The organism is Pseudoalteromonas sp. S408, from assembly GCF_005886645.1.
Taxonomy (GTDB): Bacteria; Pseudomonadota; Gammaproteobacteria; order Enterobacterales; family Alteromonadaceae; genus Pseudoalteromonas.
Map to the genome: position 1 here is coordinate 202,423 of NZ_PNDY01000001.1, position 18,188 is coordinate 220,610.

Here is an 18,188-nt window from a genome sequence, read left to right on the forward strand (position 1 = left end):
GTCATAATTAGCCGTTTACTAGTTTCTCTATGAAAAACTCCAGATGACCCGATGGTTGGTTAGGTATTGGCCATTTAACTGCTTTTGTTGCTAGCGCTTGAAACGCCAGTGCCGCAGGCGAATTTGGAAAAAGTTCTACAATAACTTTTTGACGGCGTGTTGCCTTACGCATATTTTCGTCGTAGGGAACCGTTGCAACCAAGTCCATTGATACATCTAAAAAACGATCGGTTACTTTGGAAAGTTTAGCAAATAACTCTTGCCCTTCACGCATGCTGCGGACCATATTTGCAACAATTTTAAATTTATATACACCATGCTCACGGCTCAATACTTTTATCAGCGCGTAGGCATCTGTTATTGATGTGGGCTCGTCGCATACAACAACCATTACATCTTGTGCTGCGCGGGAAAAACTCAGCACCATGTCAGAAATACCTGCTGCAGTATCTACAATTAAAATATCAAATTCTGTATTTAATTCGCTAAAAGCTCTGATGAGTCCCGCATGCTCTGAAGGCGACAATTCAACCATGCTTTGAGAACCCGACGTCGCGGGTACAATTTTAATACCTGCGGGGCCTTCAACTAGAATTTCATCAAGTTCGCATTCACCAGATAAAACATGTGATAAGTTACGTTCAACACGCAGCCCTAGCATAACGTCACAGTTTGCTAAGCCTAAATCGGCATCAAGAACCAATACTCTGTTACCTTGCTGGCCTAATGCAATTGCAGTATTAAGAGAAACATTTGTTTTTCCTACTCCACCTTTACCGCCAGTGACAGCGATAACTTTTACGCCGTTGTTATTGTTTTGACTCATTTTGCGCAGGCCACTTGCTTGATCTAATACTGTGTTAATCATACATCCCTACTGTGCTTGGCGCCACTGCTTGGTGCCTTGAATGTTGTGCTTTTGCTCTTTTTAAATAGAGTTGCTCAGCCTTTTTAACTAGTTTTTCAGCATTTGCAACTCGAATATCTTCTGGTACTCGTTGACCGTTAGTAAGATACCCTATTGGAAGGCGATTTTGAATCGCAATACTAATAATCTCACCTAAACTTAAAGATTCGTCTAATTTGGTGAATATACAACCACTTAACTGCACTTTCTTAAAGTGTCTAACGGTTTCTTGCAACACGTGTATTTGCGATGTTGCACTGAGCACTAAATAACTACGAATATCAACGCGCTGGTTGCGCATAAGAGTATTAAGCTGCTCAGTTAAACGTAAGTCGCGTTGGCTCATACCCGCAGTATCAATTAATACTAGTCGTTTATTTCGTAAATGATATAAAACTTCAGCTAATTCATTAGCATCTTTAACTTGCTTAACGCCACAACCTATAATTCGACCATACGTAGCAAGTTGCTCATAAGCACCAATTCTGTATGTGTCGGTTGTGATTAAAGCGACTTTGTCTGCACCGTACTTTTGTGCACCAAGTGCAGCTAATTTAGCAACTGTGGTTGTTTTACCAACCCCAGTTGGGCCAACCAAAGCGTATACGCCGCCTTGACGTAAAATTTCGTTATTGGTTGTCTGCATCTGATCTTCAACCATTGTTAAAAGTGCTTTCCAACCTTGCTGACGAGACACATCGTCAGGTACAAAGCACGCCATTTGCTCTGCAACATCTTTATCTATACCCATACCAACTAAACGATCAATCATGCATGCACGAGTAGGGTCGCGTCTTGCCATGTCTTGTTGCATGAGCCCTGATACTTGATGCTCTAACAACTGACGAATGGCATTCATTTCGTCACGCATTGACGAAATTTGCTCACTTTCATTATGTTTAGTTTCTTGACGGTTTGTCACTGGGGTATCAAGGTCATCAAAATCACTTTCTAGGTCATCAAACCCTAGGCTGTCTGCTTGTGTTTGCGGACGAGCTGAAGCTTGACGTTCATTGGTAAATATAGGTCGAGGACGCTGTTCTTGCACTGGCTCTTGGTAGTTGTCTGTAGTATCAATACCTGATTGCGAAAACATAGAAGCCAGTTCTGCAGAGCGAGGACGTGGAGCTTGACGCTCTAATAATGCTTGAAGACTATCAGCTACTTTCGCTTGTGGCTCTGGCTTAGCGCGAAGTGGCTCTGGTTTTACAAAATTATGCACTTGCTGTGACTTTGCAAAACTTTTTGCTGGCGCACTTTGCGGTTGCTCTTTTTTAGGGGCTGCTTTGTCATAATCAACTGCTGCTACAATTTCGACACCGTTAGCTAGCTTTTTATTCGACATAATAACCGCATCAACACCTAATTCGTCTTTAACTTCTTTAAGTACTGTGCGCATATCTTTAGCAAAAAAACGTTTTATTTTCATGATTCAACCCCTTTAAAATCTTATTGTTGGCCTACAGAGCTGACTATCTTGATCTGTCTTTCATCTGGTACCTCTTGATAAGACATCACCCTTAAACCCGGGATGGTGTACTTAACAAAACGAGATAACACAGTGCGTAACATTCCCGACGTTAGCAATATTGAAGGTTCACCGGACATTTCTTGGTTTTGATGCGCTTCGTTTAGTGACACTTGAAGCCGCTCTGCAAGTCCTGGTTCTATACCGGCACCTTCGTCGCCTGCATTTTGTAGTGACTGATGCAACATCTGTTCCAACTCAGGCGCCAAGGTTATGACAGGGATTTCTGACGACATACCTACAGCATCTTGAACTATTAATCGGCGTAATGAAATACGCACTGCAGCCGTTAATACATCGGGGTCTTGACTACGCGGGCCATACTCAACAAGCGTTTGTACAATTGAACGCATGTCGCGAATTGCAACCCCTTCATTAAGTAAGTTTTGTAGTACTTTTACAATCACAGTTAACGGTAATACGTCAGGAACTAAACCTTCAACTAAGCGAGGGTGACTTTTACCTAACATGTCTAATAAGTTTTGTACTTCCTCGTGGCCTAACAGTAGTGCTGCGCTGTTTGTGAGTAACTGGCTAATATGTGTAGCCACAACCGTGGCTGAATCTACCACGGTATAACCTAGCGATTGTGCCTCGTCTTTTTGATCTGGTTTTATCCATACCGCATCAAGTCCAAAAGCAGGGTCTTTAGTTTCAATCCCTTTAATTGGCCCAAATACTTGACCAGGGTTTATTGCCAGTTCATCACCATGCTTAAGTTCACCTTCACCTGTAGATACCCCCATAAGCGTAATTCTGTATGCATTAGGGTCAAGCTCTAAGTTATCGCGAATATGTACGGGTGGAACTAAAAAACCCAGCTCTTGAGAAAGCTTTTTACGTACTCCCTTAATACGATTTAGTAGTTCTCCGCCTTGAGATTGGTCAACCAAAGGAATTAACCTGTAGCCTACCTCTAATCCAATTACATCTACTTGCTGAACATCATCCCAACCCAGTTCTTTTTGTTCTTGTTTATTAGCAACGCCCGTACCAGCAGCTCCATTTGCAGCAGCTTCAGCCTCTGCTGCAGCCACTTTTAGTTTACTTTGTTGAGTGTAGTAAGCTAAATAACCTAATAATGCGCCTAGGCTTAAAAATGCTAAATGAGGCATGCCCGGTACTAAGCCCATGGTAATTAAGATACCAGAAGCTATAAATAATGACTTCTCGTTGCCAAGTTGTTTCTTAAACTGGTCGCCCATATTGAGTGACTCGTTTTGACGTGTTACTACAATCGCTGTACCAATCGATAGTAACAGTGAGGGAAGCTGAGCCACTAGGCCATCACCAATCGTAAGCAGTGTGTAAACTTCCATCGCTTGGCCAAAACTTAAATCGTGCTGGATCATGCCAACAAATAAACCACCAACAATGTTGATAATTAAAATGACAATACCAGCAATAGCATCACCTTTTACAAACTTACTTGCACCATCCATTGAACCATAGAAGTCAGCTTCGCGAGTAACCTCTTCGCGGCGATCACGCGCTTGCTCTGCACTAATGAATCCTGCGTTTAAATCGGCGTCAATTGCCATTTGTTTACCTGGCATTGCATCAAGTGTAAAACGTGCTGATACTTCAGAAATACGCCCTGCACCTTTGGTAATTACAACAAAGTTAATAATGATAAGAATTAAAAATACCACTAGGCCAACAGCATAGTTACCGCCAATAACAACAGACCCAAAGGCTTCTATCACTTTCCCCGCGGCATCTCCACCATTATGTCCTTCAAGTAGTACAACACGCGTACTTGCTACGTTAAGTGCTAAACGCATAATTGTGGCGATAAGTAACACGGCCGGAAACATACCAAACTCAACCGGTTTCATGGTGTAAACCGTTACGAGTAGTACCACCAACGCCAAAGCAATATTGAATGAAAAAAGGATATCAAGTAAAAATGGCGGTAACGGTAAAATGACCATTCCCAAAGCTGCAAGCACAAGCAAAGGTGTACCTACGCCTTTTGCATATTCTTTTTTGTCTGCGTTAAGTTGTTGTAATACCGCTTTAAAACTCATAATTCTACAATTTCAAAAAATTGACACTACGTAGAATTAGCAATAACTATTCCAAGTTAATAAAGGAGTAATATTAATACCTGTAAGCATCTGGGATGGGGAGCTTTTTATTAAGCTTTGTCGGGCGTTTTCCGCGACCTTTATTGAAGCGTTTCAGCTGAAAAACATAAGCTAACACCTGTGCAACGGCAGTGAAGAGTTGATCAGGAATTTGTTCACCCACTTCTGCGGTATGATAAAGCGCTCTCGTAAGCATGGGCGACTCAACAATTGGTACATCGTTACCATTTGCCACCTTTCGTATTTGCATAGCAAGTTCATCTACGCCTTTTGCAAGCACTATAGGAGCACCTGCTCGCTCTGTATCGTATTTTAACGCTACAGAATAATGCGTTGGGTTAGTAACCACAACATCGGCATCAGGCACGTCTTGCATCATTCTTTTTTGAGACATTTGCCTTTGAGTTTGCCTAATACGCGCTTTTATTTGAGGATCACCTTCAGAGTTTTTGTACTCGTCTTTTACCTCTTGCAGTGTCATTTTTAACTGCTTATGGTGAGTATGACTTTGATACGGCGCATCAATTGCCGCAATAATTACCAATGTGCATGATAATGCCAAAAACATCCACGAAAGTATTTCGAGCGCATGAATAATATTGTTAGGCGCAGACTCAATGCTTAAGTGTAAAATTTCGTCGAAAAAAGTATTAATTAGAAAAAAAGCAAAGCTTGCAACGACTAAGAATTTTAAAATAGCTTTAGTGAGCTCTACCGCTGCTTGCGGACCAAACATACGTTTAAAGCCTTTAAACGGAGACATTTTGCTTGCTTTGGGAGCGGCTGCTTGCCAACTAAAATTAAAGCCACCCAATAAAGTGTTGCCTATAATGCCTGCAAACAAAATAATGAATACAAACATAGCCATAGGAAAAATAAGCGCATCAGCCACACTAGACCAAACCGCAAACATTTTAGTAGTGTCGTAGGTTTCATTTCGATTAAGGCTAAGCATTCTGCCCATAATATTGTATAAACCCTTACCAATTTCAGGGCCGTACATTAACAGTGAAATAGCTGAAAAAATAAGTACAAACATAGTACCTAGTTCTTTAGAACGAGCAACCTGCCCTTTCTTTTTAGACTCTTCTATTTTTTTCCCTGTGGGTTCTTCTGTTTTTTCTTGACCTGAATCTTCAGCCATAACGCACTCCTAAGGCGAGCAACCAACTAAGGTACACATTAGTTCGATCATTTTAAGCCACTGAAATTCAAACTGCAGAATAAAGTTGCCTAATGTTGCCCAAATAATGACAAGCCCTGCTACAAGCGTGAATGGAAAACCAATCGCAAAAATATTTAGCTGCGGCGCCGCACGTGTCATAATGCCAAATGAAATATTAATAACCAGCATTGCTGTCAATGGGGCAAGTGAGAGCACTAAAGCTGTTGTAAACATCCAGCCGCCCCAAGTTACAATATCCCAATAGTGGTCTACCGACCACCAATTACCATCAATTGGCAGCACTTCAAAACTATGCACAACCATTTGTATCATCATTAAATGGCCATTAAATACAAAAAATAATAGTGTTGCTAAAATAAGAAAAAACTGGCCAACCGCCGGAACGCTAGCACCATTAGAGGGATCAATAACAGAAGCAAAACCCAAACCGGTTTGCATAGCAAGTATTTGACCTGCCAATACAAAGGTATTGAGGAGTAAGGTAGATGCAAAGCCAATCGCGATTCCAATAAGCATTTGCTGTATCACTACTAAAATCATTTCGAACGAAAACAGGTTAGTAAATGTAGCAGGAGGAAGCACTGGAACAACCAACAGAGTCACGACGACTGATAAACCCAGCTTTATACGTGTTGGCACATTTTTAGCGCCAAGACCCGCCATTATCATAATCATGGAGCTAATTCTTACCAAAGGGAGTAAAAAATCGCTCAACCATTGAATGACAACTGAAAACGGGTACTCCACTTGTTAACCTGCAATTTCGGGGATAAGCAGCACTAACCGAGTAAAAAAATCCATTAGCTCCTGAGTGAACCAGTGGCCACCAACAATTAACGCGCTAATAGTGATCAATAAGCGAGGCAAAAAACTCAACGTTTGCTCATTGATAGACGTAGCCGCTTGAAACACCGCAACCACTAGGCCAATAATTAAACCTGGAACAACAATAGCTGATACTAATTTAATAACTAAGAACAGTGCATCGCTAAGAATATCAACAAAAATTTCCGGTTCCATGCTGTAATCCTATCTTTTAGTTACATTCAAACAATACATACTATGTGCCTAAACCAAAGCTTTTTGCTAGGGTTCCCATCACTAAGCTCCAACCGTCTACAAGTACAAACAGCATTATTTTAAAGGGTAAGGAGACAATCATGGGGGAGAGCATCATCATACCCATAGCCATGAGTACGGATGCAACAACCAGATCAACAATTAAAAAAGGTATAAAAAACATAAACCCGATAATAAATGCAGTTTGTAATTCGCTTGTTACAAATGCGGGTATAAGTACAATTAACGGGGTCTCTTCTGGTGATTCTAGCTTGTCGTAACCAGCTATCTTAGCAAATGTTTCTAAGTCTTTTAAACGAACCTGCGAGAGCATAAATGCTTTCATTGGCTCTTTTGCGAGCTCCAATGCTTGAACTGAAGTCACTTGCTCACTCAAATAAGGTTCTATGGCTACGTCATTTACCTTTTGGTAAATAGGCGCCATGATAAAAATACTTAAGAATAAAGACATGCCCAACAGTACCTGATTTGATGGCGTTTGCTGCAAACCAATTGCCTGGCGTAGTATAGCCAACACAACAATAATACGTGTAAAAGACGTCATCATTATAATGGCGGCTGGTATAAAGCTCAGCGCCGTCATAATGGCTAAAACTTGCAACGTCACTGAGTAATCTTGTGTGCCATCTGCGTTTGTAGTAATGGTAAGCGCATCGATACCTTCAGCGCTTGCGCTTGGAACAAACATAATGGCGAAAATAATTAGCAGCCACTTAATCATAGGTTCAGTTCTTTTTATTTTGTTTTGATTTGGGATTTAACAATTTGCTAAATTGTTTAGCAAGTTCTGGAATTTCTTTTTCACTCAGTGGTGATTCTAATTTATGAAGGTAGTTAATGCTGTGCGGCGTGACGCCTAATAAATGCTGCGCATTATCAATCTCTACCACCATTAAGCGTTCGCGGGAGCCTAAGGGAAGACTTCGAACCACTTTAAATTCATCACTGTTTGCCAAATTAGGATTAAGCTTTTTTACAAAAACAGCCAGAACAACAATGAGCACTAGCACTGCAATAAGCGAAAGCACCATGGAGATTAAATCGCCCGTAGGTGTAACCGACTCTGTTTTTGTAAATACAGAAGCTGTTAGCGCAAAAAAGGCACTCATCGTAGCTTTTTGATCCGCTCTACTTGGCTGATAACATCCGTTAAACGAATACCAAACTTGTCATTTACCACAACCACTTCACCATGGGCAATCAAGGTACCATTAACCAATACATCTAATGGCTCACCAGCAACACGATCTAGCTCTACTACTGAACCTTGGTTAAGTTGTAGTAAATTACGAATATTAATTTTTGAGCGCCCAACTTCCATCGATATTGTCACTGGGATGTCTAAAATTGTATCGAGCTTGCGCTTTTCTTCGCCCGTTATTTCGCTTTTTTCATCACTTAATTCATCAAGTTCGGCAACTTGCGCTTCGCCAGCATCATCGCCGCCTTCAGCCTCAGCAAGTGCGGCTGCCCATTCGTCCATTGTATCTTGATCATCGCTCATACGTTTAACCTTTTAATCAATTACCAGTCTAAGTCTACACCGTCTGAAAGGTGTAAATCTTCTTCTAATTCTGCTAACTCTGCATCTGAGTCAATTTTCTTGCCGCCTTTAGTAAATACATGCAGCTCAGATTTAACTGAATCAGGTCGTTTAATTTTTTCACTAATTTGTAGGGCGACATTATCACGAGAACGACCCATTTTAGCTCTGAATGTGGGCAGCTCTTCTACAAATACAGTAATATGCTCTGGCATTTCAACAGGAATAATATCACCTGCTTTAAGCTCCATTATTTGTTGAAGTGTTAAGTCGACCTCTAGAAGCTGAGTCGACATATCAACTTCAACATCCATTATTTCATCTCGTAATGCTTTACTCCAACGTAAGTCGGTATCCTCGGTGTCTGATTGAACACCTGCATCCAAAAGTTCTCTTATTGGTTCGAGCATTGAGTACGGCAAAGCAATGTGAAAATCACCGCCACCGCCATCAAGTTCAATATGAAAAGAGCTAATAACCACAACTTCAGTCGGGCTTACAATATTAGCCATAGCAGGATTTACTTCTGAATCGAGGTACTCAAACGACACATCCATGACCGGTGCCCATGCCTCTTTATAATCTTCAAAGATTATTTTTAGTAGCATTTGCACAATTCGGCGCTCTGTCGGGGTAAATTCACGGCCTTCAATTTTTGCGTGGTAGCGACCATCACCGCCAAAAAAGTTATCCACCAAAATAAACACTAAACGTGCTTCCATGGTGATCAAACCGGTTCCTTTTAACGGTCTAAAACGCACCATATTTAAGCTGGTTGGTACAAACAAGGTATGTACGTACTCACCAAATTTTATCATTTGAACGCCATTAATGGATACTTCCGCTGTACGGCGCATCATATTAAATAGGCTAATTCGCATATGGCGAGCAAAGCGCTCATTAACAATTTCCAGCGTCGGCATGCGACCACGTACGATTCGATCTTGCGAAGAAAAATCGTACTGTAGCGTACTTCCCCCGCCATCTTCGCCATCGTTTATATCTTCCTCTTCAACGTCATCAACACCGTGTAATAGCGCATCAATTTCGTCTTGGGATAATAAGTCGCTCACGCTAACCCCTTATTGCATTACAAAGCCGGTAAACAATACCCGCTCAATTACTTTACTGCCTTCAACGTCATTTAAGGCGGTTTGCACTGTCTCTAGTGCAGAAAAACGCAGTGTTTCTTTGCCTGCACTGGTACTTAACTCATCTGCAGTAGTCGTTGAAAATACGCTGAGTAACTTACCTTCGATAAGCGGGATATGCTTTTTAGCGGTTTCTTCATTAACTTCGCCACGAACCAAAAGCTGCACTTTAATTTGTACAATTCTATCTCTGCTAGAGCCCGGTACGTTAAATACAAATGGTCTAGGCATCGCAACGTAAAGAGCACTGCCTATCTCTGCAGATGAACCAGAAGCCTCTGGCGCTTCTTCTGAAAGAGTTGTTTCTTCATCTAACGTCTCAACTGGCTCATCCGAGCCCGACATTAAAAAGAAACCCGCAGCACCACCTACAACTAGCAATGCTGCTGCAATAATAATTATCAGCTTTTTTTTACTTTTAGGCGCTTCTTCTATTTCTAAACTTGTTTCTTCAGCCATCATCATTCCTTATATCGCAAAGGTATTTGCTTGTTTTAGTTATTATAATAGCAGTAGTTAGGCATAGTAATCTATTGATGATGATGTTTGTAGCGCAGAAGTTTGTTCTGGGCTATTTGCTGGCTCATCACTTTCACTATTTACTACTCCATTTTGGGCCAATTGTTCCCCCGAACCCGATTCATTTTGCTCAGCATTTTCGCCACCTGACTGGCCATATGAAATAGTGCTCTCACCCAGCTCCAAACCTTGCTGTGCTAGCATTTCGCGTAAACGAGGCATAGATTGTTCAAGTGCCTCTTTGGCCTGCTGGTTCTGTACCACAAAGTTAATTTGTGCTTGTTCTGCATCGCTACGAACGCGTATTTGCATGCTGCCCATTTCAGGTGGGTCAAGACGAATTTCAGCCTCTTTGTTATTAATGCTTAACATTGAACTAACGCGCTCTTGTAACAACTTGGCCGCGTCACTTTTAACTATGTTAATCGCCTGCATCATACCAGGGTCAATACTCACCTGCTTTGTCTGTGCTGTACTTTGTAACTGCTGATTTTGCGTAACCTGTTGATCCAATATCCCCATTTCATAATCAATCGAATCATAATAGCTTTGGGTACTGGTTTGGGTTGTATTTAATGCATTAGTTATAGTGTTAAACAACTGCGTAACTTTAGCCGGTGACTGCTCAGCCGTGGTATTTTTTAGCCCCTCTTTTTGCAGTTGGTCAAGCGCTTTTGTTAGATCTTCATCACTAGTAGGCTGTGCAGCTAATTTAGTTGGATCTGCGCTACTTTCAGAACCTGATTTCACACTCACTTTTTGTGGCTTATTCACCGTATTTGGTGTTTGTGAAGCTATAAAAGTAACTGGCTTTGTTGTCTCTTCACCTTTTACCGCTAAAGTAACTGCTTTGTCTATTTGCGATTCATTTGCTTGCGGCAGTTTCTGTGAATCGTTTACAGCTTTTTGAGATATTGTAAATTTAGTATCTGCCGCAATCGAGACTTTTAGCTCACCTATCGCTTGCTTAATAACCGCTAACTGTTCACCTTTTGGTTGCTCGGTTTTAATAAAAGTATTTAATTGAGTCAGTAGTCCCTGCTTTTCAGTCCCAGAAAGTGTATTAAACTGCCCGCTAGGCGACGACTTAACTTCAGTGCTTTGTGTCTGCTCGTTATCCGTTATAAATTGAGTGAGCATTTGCTTTAAAGCCGTCAACTTTTCAACGCTATTTGATGAAGAAAGCGAATCTGCTTTAATCTGATCATTTAATTTTGAAAGTTGTTCAGGCGTTAAACTTGCTAATACCTTATCTGTTTTTATTGCATTCGCATCTTTAACCGTTAGCGCATCTATCGCGTCTGCTTTTTCGGTTTCAGTGATACTTGAGTTAGCTGAAATTGCTCTTGACGTATTTTCTGCTGGTTCCGTAACTGTATTTTGAGCTACAGCATTTTGAGCTACGGTATTGGCATTAATTTTATTACTGTTCTCTGGTGTGCTTTGGGTAGTCGCAATTTTATCAACATCCGTTTTTAAAACAGTGTTATCAGAATTTATACTCGCTTCAGAAAGTACTGAGCTTTGTGAAGCGGCTCGTTTATCTGCAAAAGTGCCTTTGTTAGCCTCTGCCCCGCCGTCTTTTGCATCAGTTCCCTGAGTTATACTTTGCGTTTCTGCAGTGTGTTTAACTGTATCCGATTTTATATTTAGCTGTGTTTCAACAGCCTGTGCGATAGACGTTTTATTTTGTTTTTCTGAATTTAACGAGCTACTAATATCAGCATCATCGACTAATTTTGCCACACCACTTTTACTGCTGTCAGCAATTGGCGAATGAGGTCTAATTATTTTACCTACCTCATCTTTAACAGGTAAATCTTTTGCTGGCACAGCAACATAACCTTTAACAGGCAGCTTCTCGTTTAAATCAGCAATACCGAGCGGAGTTTTTATTGTAGATGTATCTGTTAGGTGTGTATCTTCCGCATTTTCGCTTGGTTTTGTGACTTCAGTATTTATTGATTGGGATGAATTAATTTGTTCGAAAATGTCATTGCCAGACTCTGCATCGAATTTGGCAGCATTTTTGTCATCAATGTGGCTCACTGAGCTTTTTTCAACATCTGAAGCTGATGAAGCAGCAAACTGCCCGTCAGCCTGAGTCTGTTCAAACTCTTTTTTTATAGGCTCAAATGCATTGTGCGCATCTTGTAGCTGAGTAAAAAACTCCGCACCTGATTCATCACCGGAAGTAGCTAAGCCGCTGTCTTTAAATGCTAAAAAAGACTCTTTATCAGCCGCAATTGAAACAGACATATCATTCATCGCCATAAATCACCTAATACGGTTACGGCAACATGTCACCGCACATTGCCCAAAATTAAATACCACCCATTAATAAAGCAATAAACGTGCCTAACTTAAGAGAGTTTTCGACGCTGAAAAAATTGATTAGATGTAAACTCGTCTAACATTTTCTGTTCGTTTTTAGCAACTATAGCTGCAGCTTTCACTTTTTGATTTTCAATCAACTTAGCAACCGCTTTCGCTTTTATTTGTTGTTTTAGCCACAGCGTTTTTCGCTGTGAAACAACTTGCTTTGCTGTATTAACCGTACTTGCTTGTTGGCGAATAGCTTCTTCAATTTTTGCAATAAACGCATGATACTGCCCAAAACCTGCACTTGATAAACCCGACTGCCCTTTTAAATGTAATTGCTGGGAGTACTCAAGTCGAAAATCGTTTAAGCCTTGAAGTTTTTGCTGATTTGCGAGCAAGTTTTGATTTGCTTGCAGGTAACTCATACGCAAGTTTTCTTCTTTTTCGCTTTCAAGCTTTAGTAATAATTCGAATTTACTTTTAGCCATTATCCTTGGCCTAATAATTGAGCAAGACCTTGTAGCCCATCGTCATAACTTATTACATCACGCATACCTTGCTGTAAAAAACCGTTAACCCTAGGCATCATGTTTATTGCTTGATCGAGCATAGGATCGGTTCCCTTTTGATACGCACCTAACGTGATCATGTCTTTATTTTGTTGGTACATCGAATACACCTGCTTGAGCACTCGCGCTTGCTGCATATGAGGTTCAGAAACTACTTGAGGCATAACTCGAGATATTGATTTTTCGATATCTATTGCGGGGTAATGTCCGCTATCGGCCAACTCACGAGAAAGTACAATATGACCGTCGAGTATGGCGCGAGCGGCATCAGCTATTGGGTCTTGCATATCGTCACCTTCACTCAATACAGTAAAAAAGGCCGTAATTGCACCTTGCCCTTCTCCCCCATTACCCGCTCGCTCAACCAAGGCGGGTAACTTTGCAAAAACCGACGGTGGATAACCTTTTGTAGCGGGTGGCTCTCCAACTGCTAAAGCTATTTCTCGCTGAGCCATGGCATAACGAGTTACTGAATCGAGTAGCAGTAATACATTTAAGCCTTGGTCTCTAAAATACTCAGCAATAGTAACTGCGCTTTCACAGCCTTTTAGTCGCATTAGCGGTGATGAATCAGCCGGTGCAGCAACAACAACCGAACGTTTACGCCCTTCTACACCAAGTATTTCTTCAATGAACTCTTTTACCTCACGGCCACGCTCACCTACCAAACCCACTACAATGACATCGGCTTCACTGCCCCGTGTCATCATGCCTAATAATACAGATTTACCTACACCAGAGCCTGCGAACAATCCCATTCGTTGACCTTGCCCTACGGTGATCACTGAGTTTATAGCACGTACACCTACATCCATGGGTTGGCTGATGGGTCGTCTTGCTAATGGGTTTATTGTATTTTGGGCAAACTTTAAGTAATGCTCAGCATTAATTTTGCCCAAACCGTCGAGTGGTCTGCCTAACCCATCAACAACACGCCCTAATAAGCTCATGCCTACAGGTAAACCCAAATTATTTATTTGAGGAATTACACGCGCACCAGGTAGCACACCAGAAATATGATCGTTGGGCATTAAATATAAGGTTTGATCGTTAAAGCCAACGATTTCGGCGTCAACAAAACCATTCATGGTTTCTATTTTACATTGACTACCAACTGGTGCTCGTAATCCCTTAGCCTCTAGAGTAAGGCCAACTACACGCGTTAATATCCCCGCTACAGCAGGTGTATGGGGCTTAATATTTTGTTGATATTGCGATAAGCGTTCGCTTAAAGAGGCACTTTGAGCAGACATAGTACGCCTAAAAAATACTTAGATATTGCTATTATGCAAAAAGCTATCCAACGTTTCTTTGACACGTGTTTTTAGAGTCATATCAAGAGAGGATTGCGCGGTTTTCACCTCACATCCACCTCTATCAAGCGTGGGTTCGGGAACCAATTGCCAGTTGTTTTGTGCAATAGTTTGTTCGCCATAGCTTTCTTTGATTATATCGAGGTCGGTCGGGTTTAGGTGAATTTTCACTGTTTCTTGCTGCGCATTTAACGAATCAATACTGTGTTTTAATGTATGTAAAATAACCTCTGACGATGTTTGTACCTCTTGGTAAATCACAGCCTCAGCAAGCATGCTAGCCAATTGAACAAGCTGCAATTCGGCTTGTTCGTCCACCTTTTTTAGCGGTGAATTAAGCGCCTCTAAAATGCTTTTTAAGCTAATTAGCTGCTCTTCAACAATCGGTTTAATATCTTCTTGCCCTTGAGTTTTTCCAAGCTCTAACCCTTCTTTGTAACCGGCCTCTTTTCCCTCACTAACGCCTTTTTCAAAGCCGTCAATGTAGCCTTGTTCATGGCCTTGCTTTAGACCTTCTTCGTAAGCATCTTGCCTAATGCGTTCAAGCTCAACCATAGTAAGCTTAGGCATCTCGGGTTCTTGTGGTTCATCAGCGGGCATTTCTTCGGCAAGCTCTTTTTTATAAAGCTCACTAAGGGGCGTACCATAGGCTGTTGAGCGGTTACCAAAGCTTTTTTCGTTAGGTGCTACATCTGGGATAGCCCAGTTTTTTAATAATTCATCGGCTTCTTCAGCTCGAAGTGGACGCCCTTTGAGTTTGCTCATGGCTTACAAGAACTCCTCACCACCACCACCACCTAACTGAATTTCACCCGAATCAGATAAACGTCGTGCTGTTGATAAAATCTCTTTTTGTGCTGCTTCTACTTCACTAATACGCACAGGCGCCATAGCTTCTAGATCATCGGCAAGCATATCCGCGGCACGTTTAGACATATTACCAAGTATCTTATCTTTTAGACCGTCGTCAGCACCTTTGATTGCTTTCATTAGCACGTCCTGTTGTACTTCTCGTAATATAGCTTGAATACCACGGTCATCCACATCCATTAAGTTTTCAAATACAAACATTAGATCTTGAATTTGCTGAGACATCTCTTCGTCATGCTCACGAATAGAATCCATTAACTGACCTTCAACATTTGTATCTAGGTAGTTCATTATGTCTGCCGCTGCTTTTAAGCCACCCATTTTCGCAGCTTGTGCACCCGCTTGACCGGCAAATTGTTTTTCCATTATTTCATTAAGTTCTTGTAGTGCAGCTGGTTGAACTTCTTCAAGGTTGGCTATACGCATGGTCAAATCAAGGCGAACTTTTTCAGGGAACTGCGCGATAATCTCTGCAGACTGCTCAGGCTCTAAATAAGACAACACAATAGTTTGTATTTGCGGGTGCTCATTACGAATAATGTTTGCCACTTGCTTAGAGTCCATCCACTTAAGCGAATCAAGGCCTTTAGCACCCGATCCCATAACAATTTGATCAATAAGGCTAGCGGCTTTATCTTCACCCAATGCAGCGGTAAGCGCCTTTTTAATAAAGTCTTCTGACTGAAATCCGATAGTGCTGAAGCTTTGAATCTGTTCAATAAACAAATTATGAACTGCACTAATCTTAGCCTGCGAAAGGTCATCTAACGCCGCCATTGCCATACCCACTTTTTGCACCTGCTTAGGCTCTAAGTGTTTTAGTATTTGCGCTGCATCTTCTTCTGATAGGCTCAACAGTAATATTGCGGCTTTATCTACGCCATCGAGCTTATCAACATCAAACGCTGGCGGTAATTGTTTTTGTTCTTGATCAGTCATCTTCTGTTAACCACGCTTTCACTACTTGTGATGAGAGTTCTGGTTCATTGGCTACAAGGGCACGAATTGCTTTTAGTAAGTCTTCGTCGCCATGTAGGTCTGGTAACTGAAGTGTACCATCGCTTGAGAAACCAATTGAAGCAGAATCAAAGTCTTTGTTTAGCATATCTAACGTGCTATCGCCAATATCTACACCAGCACTTAAGGCATCTTCGTCATACTCTTCAAGTGTATCGTCTGGGTAAATTAAGCGTTTAAGCATCGGTTTAACTACCGCCATTATCAGTACAATAATAACGAGGGCACCCAGTACTAAGCGGATTATTTTCATAAACCAGTCTTGTTCCCAAAGCGGCACACTAATGTCAAAATCAGTTGCTTCACGCACAAACGGAACCGTTACCACTTCAAGTGCATCACCACGTTGCATATCAAAACCAACACCACCTTGTAATAAACGGCGAATATTTGACAGTTCTTCCACTGAGCGCGGTGTCATGGTTGTTTCACCGTTTTCACCTACTTTTGGAGTGTAATCAACAGCCACCGACACGCTTATTCTACGTATTACACCTGTTTGCTGGCGCTTATGTGAAATAGTTGTATCTAGCTCATAATTACGCGTAGCTTCTTTATGTGTTCTTGATGGTGAAGTTGCACTACCTGCTCCACCTTGGCCAGCTACTTCAGGAATGTTTGAGTTTACTGGCGGCTGATTCGTCAACGCACCAGGTATACCTACCGCTAAACCGCCTATATTATTTTCTTCAAACGTTGTTTCGCTTCTTACTGCAGGCAGATCTGGGTTGTAGCGCTTTTGCGTTTCTTCAATGGCACTAAAATCCATGCTTAAATCAACTTGTGCAGTGTAGTTTGCAAGCCCTACGACGGGAATTAGAATGCTATCAATTTTTTCAAGATACTCTTGTTCACGCTTGCGCTCTATGTCGTACTCTTTGCGCGAACGTGCCGCAAGAGACGTTTGTGAGCCAGAATTTAATAAGCGACCATTTTGATCCGTTACCGTTACACGAGCTGGCTCTAAACCTTGTACAGCCGATGCAACCATATCAACAACAGAGTCTACTTCTTCGCTGTCAAGTGAACGCCCTCGCTTAAGAGTCAATACAACGGTAGCTGAAGGTTTTTTCTCTCTGCGCGCAAATACATTTTCTTTTGGGATGGCAAGTAATACACGTGCGCGAGTAATGTTGTTAAGCTCTTCAATTGTACGTGCGAGTTGTTGCTCACGACCATGCTTTAAGCGTTCGCGCTCTAAGCGTTGACTTACACCAAAGCCCATGTCTTGCATGATGATATCTGAACCCGATGTAGGCCCTTGCTCTAACCCTTCACGAGTCATTAACAGCTTAATGTTTTGATATTCGGTTTCAGGGACAAGTACCACATTACCATCAACTTGATATTCGATTTTTTGTGCATCTAAAAAGTCGAGCGTTTGTATTAGCTCTTCTGTTTGCATTTTACCAAGCGGGCGCATATCTGGCTGGCGAGCCCAAATAATGATGAATATAGCAATTGCTAAACAAATGCCTAAAGCAATAACAAGCGTTACTTGGCGCAATAAATCAACACCGTTTAACGAACTTAAATAGCCAGATTTTTGTTCTTGTTGATCGTCGCTATCGCTTTGGTCAATATCACCAGTAGCAAGTGCAAGATCGGTTGATTGATTGGATTGCGCCACAATAATTCTCCACTACCTAGTTAAACAGGCATGTTCATGATTTCTTTGTAAGCTTCAACAAGTTTATTACGAACTTGTACTGTCGCTTCAAATGCCACTGACGATTTTTGAGATGCAATCATCGCTTCAGCCAAAGAGACGCTTCTGTCGCCGGTCTCTACTGCAACCACTTTTTGCTTAGCATCTTGCTGTAAACCGTGCACAGTATTAATTGCATCTGACAGCATGTCGCCAAATTGAGCCGTTGATGAGGCTTGTGTTTTTACTGGCAGTCGTTCAACTTGATTACTAAGACCAGCCTCTAAAGCCATTGATTGCATTTCTTGAAATACAGCGCTATTTTGAATTTTCATAATTTTTCTCTGACAGTGCAGTTAACTCTTAATATAGATAAAGCACAAACCATGCCAAATAATAATTGTTAACTTTCAATAACTTAAAGTTTGATTTTGTGAGTCAGAGT

18 protein-coding genes are annotated in these 18,188 nt (G+C 41.4%); all 18 read right to left on the minus strand.

The window, feature by feature from the left end; translation table 11 throughout:
* Window positions 1-7 precede the first annotated feature (7 nt).
* The gene (locus tag CWB62_RS01040) at window positions 8-868 is read right to left on the minus strand and encodes a MinD/ParA family ATP-binding protein (protein WP_006792753.1); all 861 of its coding nucleotides are present in this window, start codon (window positions 866-868) and stop codon (window positions 8-10) included.
* Window positions 861-2,336, minus strand: coding sequence for a flagellar biosynthesis GTPase FlhF (gene flhF, locus CWB62_RS01045; protein WP_138528735.1), 1,476 nt, complete (start codon window positions 2,334-2,336; stop codon window positions 861-863). The genes CWB62_RS01040 and flhF overlap by 8 nt, the downstream gene beginning before the upstream one ends.
* A 20-nt stretch (window positions 2,337-2,356) precedes the next feature.
* Window positions 2,357-4,465 (minus strand): flagellar biosynthesis protein FlhA, encoded by a 2,109-nt coding sequence (gene flhA / locus CWB62_RS01050; protein ID WP_058403496.1) that lies wholly within the window; start codon window positions 4,463-4,465, stop codon window positions 2,357-2,359.
* A 73-nt stretch (window positions 4,466-4,538) separates the two neighbouring features.
* Window positions 4,539-5,669: a flagellar biosynthesis protein FlhB gene (flhB, locus tag CWB62_RS01055; RefSeq protein ID WP_010555918.1), complete on the minus strand. Its 1,131-nt coding sequence runs from the start codon at window positions 5,667-5,669 to the stop codon at window positions 4,539-4,541.
* A 9-nt stretch (window positions 5,670-5,678) separates the two neighbouring features.
* The gene (gene fliR / locus CWB62_RS01060; RefSeq protein ID WP_006792749.1) at window positions 5,679-6,458 is read right to left on the minus strand and encodes a flagellar biosynthetic protein FliR; all 780 of its coding nucleotides are present in this window, start codon (window positions 6,456-6,458) and stop codon (window positions 5,679-5,681) included.
* 3 nt (window positions 6,459-6,461) lie between these two features.
* Entirely contained in the window at window positions 6,462-6,731 is a 270-nt protein-coding gene (locus CWB62_RS01065; RefSeq protein WP_006792748.1) for a flagellar biosynthetic protein FliQ, read from the minus strand.
* 40 nt (window positions 6,732-6,771) lie between these two features.
* Window positions 6,772-7,512, minus strand: a complete 741-nt coding sequence (fliP, locus tag CWB62_RS01070) for a flagellar type III secretion system pore protein FliP (RefSeq protein WP_058550992.1) — start codon at window positions 7,510-7,512, stop codon at window positions 6,772-6,774.
* Window positions 7,513-7,516: 4 nt separating this feature from the next.
* Window positions 7,517-7,900: a flagellar biosynthetic protein FliO gene (gene fliO, locus CWB62_RS01075; RefSeq protein ID WP_138528737.1), complete on the minus strand. Its 384-nt coding sequence runs from the start codon at window positions 7,898-7,900 to the stop codon at window positions 7,517-7,519.
* Window positions 7,897-8,295, minus strand: coding sequence for a flagellar motor switch protein FliN (gene fliN / locus CWB62_RS01080; protein ID WP_006792745.1), 399 nt, complete (start codon window positions 8,293-8,295; stop codon window positions 7,897-7,899). The genes fliO and fliN overlap by 4 nt, the downstream gene beginning before the upstream one ends.
* Window positions 8,296-8,315: 20 nt before the next feature.
* Window positions 8,316-9,407 carry a flagellar motor switch protein FliM gene (gene fliM / locus CWB62_RS01085; protein WP_010555915.1) on the minus strand — a complete coding sequence of 364 codons (1,092 nt, stop codon included), beginning with the start codon at window positions 9,405-9,407 and terminating at the stop codon, window positions 8,316-8,318.
* Window positions 9,408-9,416: 9 nt separating this feature from the next.
* Window positions 9,417-9,944, minus strand: a complete 528-nt coding sequence (gene fliL / locus CWB62_RS01090; RefSeq protein WP_058403499.1) for a flagellar basal body-associated protein FliL — start codon at window positions 9,942-9,944, stop codon at window positions 9,417-9,419.
* A 57-nt stretch (window positions 9,945-10,001) separates the two neighbouring features.
* Window positions 10,002-12,272 (minus strand): flagellar hook-length control protein FliK, encoded by a 2,271-nt coding sequence (locus CWB62_RS01095; protein ID WP_138528909.1) that lies wholly within the window; start codon window positions 12,270-12,272, stop codon window positions 10,002-10,004.
* A 95-nt stretch (window positions 12,273-12,367) separates the two neighbouring features.
* On the minus strand, window positions 12,368-12,814 hold the full coding sequence (fliJ, locus tag CWB62_RS01100) for a flagellar export protein FliJ (protein WP_058403500.1): 447 nt from the start codon (window positions 12,812-12,814) through the stop codon (window positions 12,368-12,370).
* Complete coding sequence (gene fliI, locus CWB62_RS01105; RefSeq protein WP_058403501.1) at window positions 12,814-14,148, minus strand: flagellar protein export ATPase FliI; 1,335 nt, start codon at window positions 14,146-14,148, stop codon at window positions 12,814-12,816. The genes fliJ and fliI overlap by 1 nt, the downstream gene beginning before the upstream one ends.
* A gap of 18 nt (window positions 14,149-14,166) precedes the next feature.
* The gene (gene fliH / locus CWB62_RS01110) at window positions 14,167-14,973 is read right to left on the minus strand and encodes a flagellar assembly protein FliH (protein ID WP_138528739.1); all 807 of its coding nucleotides are present in this window, start codon (window positions 14,971-14,973) and stop codon (window positions 14,167-14,169) included.
* 3 nt (window positions 14,974-14,976) lie between these two features.
* Window positions 14,977-16,017, minus strand: a complete 1,041-nt coding sequence (gene fliG / locus CWB62_RS01115) for a flagellar motor switch protein FliG (RefSeq protein WP_058403503.1) — start codon at window positions 16,015-16,017, stop codon at window positions 14,977-14,979.
* Window positions 16,010-17,725: a flagellar basal-body MS-ring/collar protein FliF gene (fliF, locus tag CWB62_RS01120; RefSeq protein ID WP_058550989.1), complete on the minus strand. Its 1,716-nt coding sequence runs from the start codon at window positions 17,723-17,725 to the stop codon at window positions 16,010-16,012. The genes fliG and fliF overlap by 8 nt, the downstream gene beginning before the upstream one ends.
* Before the next feature lie 20 nt (window positions 17,726-17,745).
* Window positions 17,746-18,078, minus strand: coding sequence for a flagellar hook-basal body complex protein FliE (gene fliE, locus CWB62_RS01125; protein ID WP_138528741.1), 333 nt, complete (start codon window positions 18,076-18,078; stop codon window positions 17,746-17,748).
* Window positions 18,079-18,188: the final 110 nt, after the last annotated feature.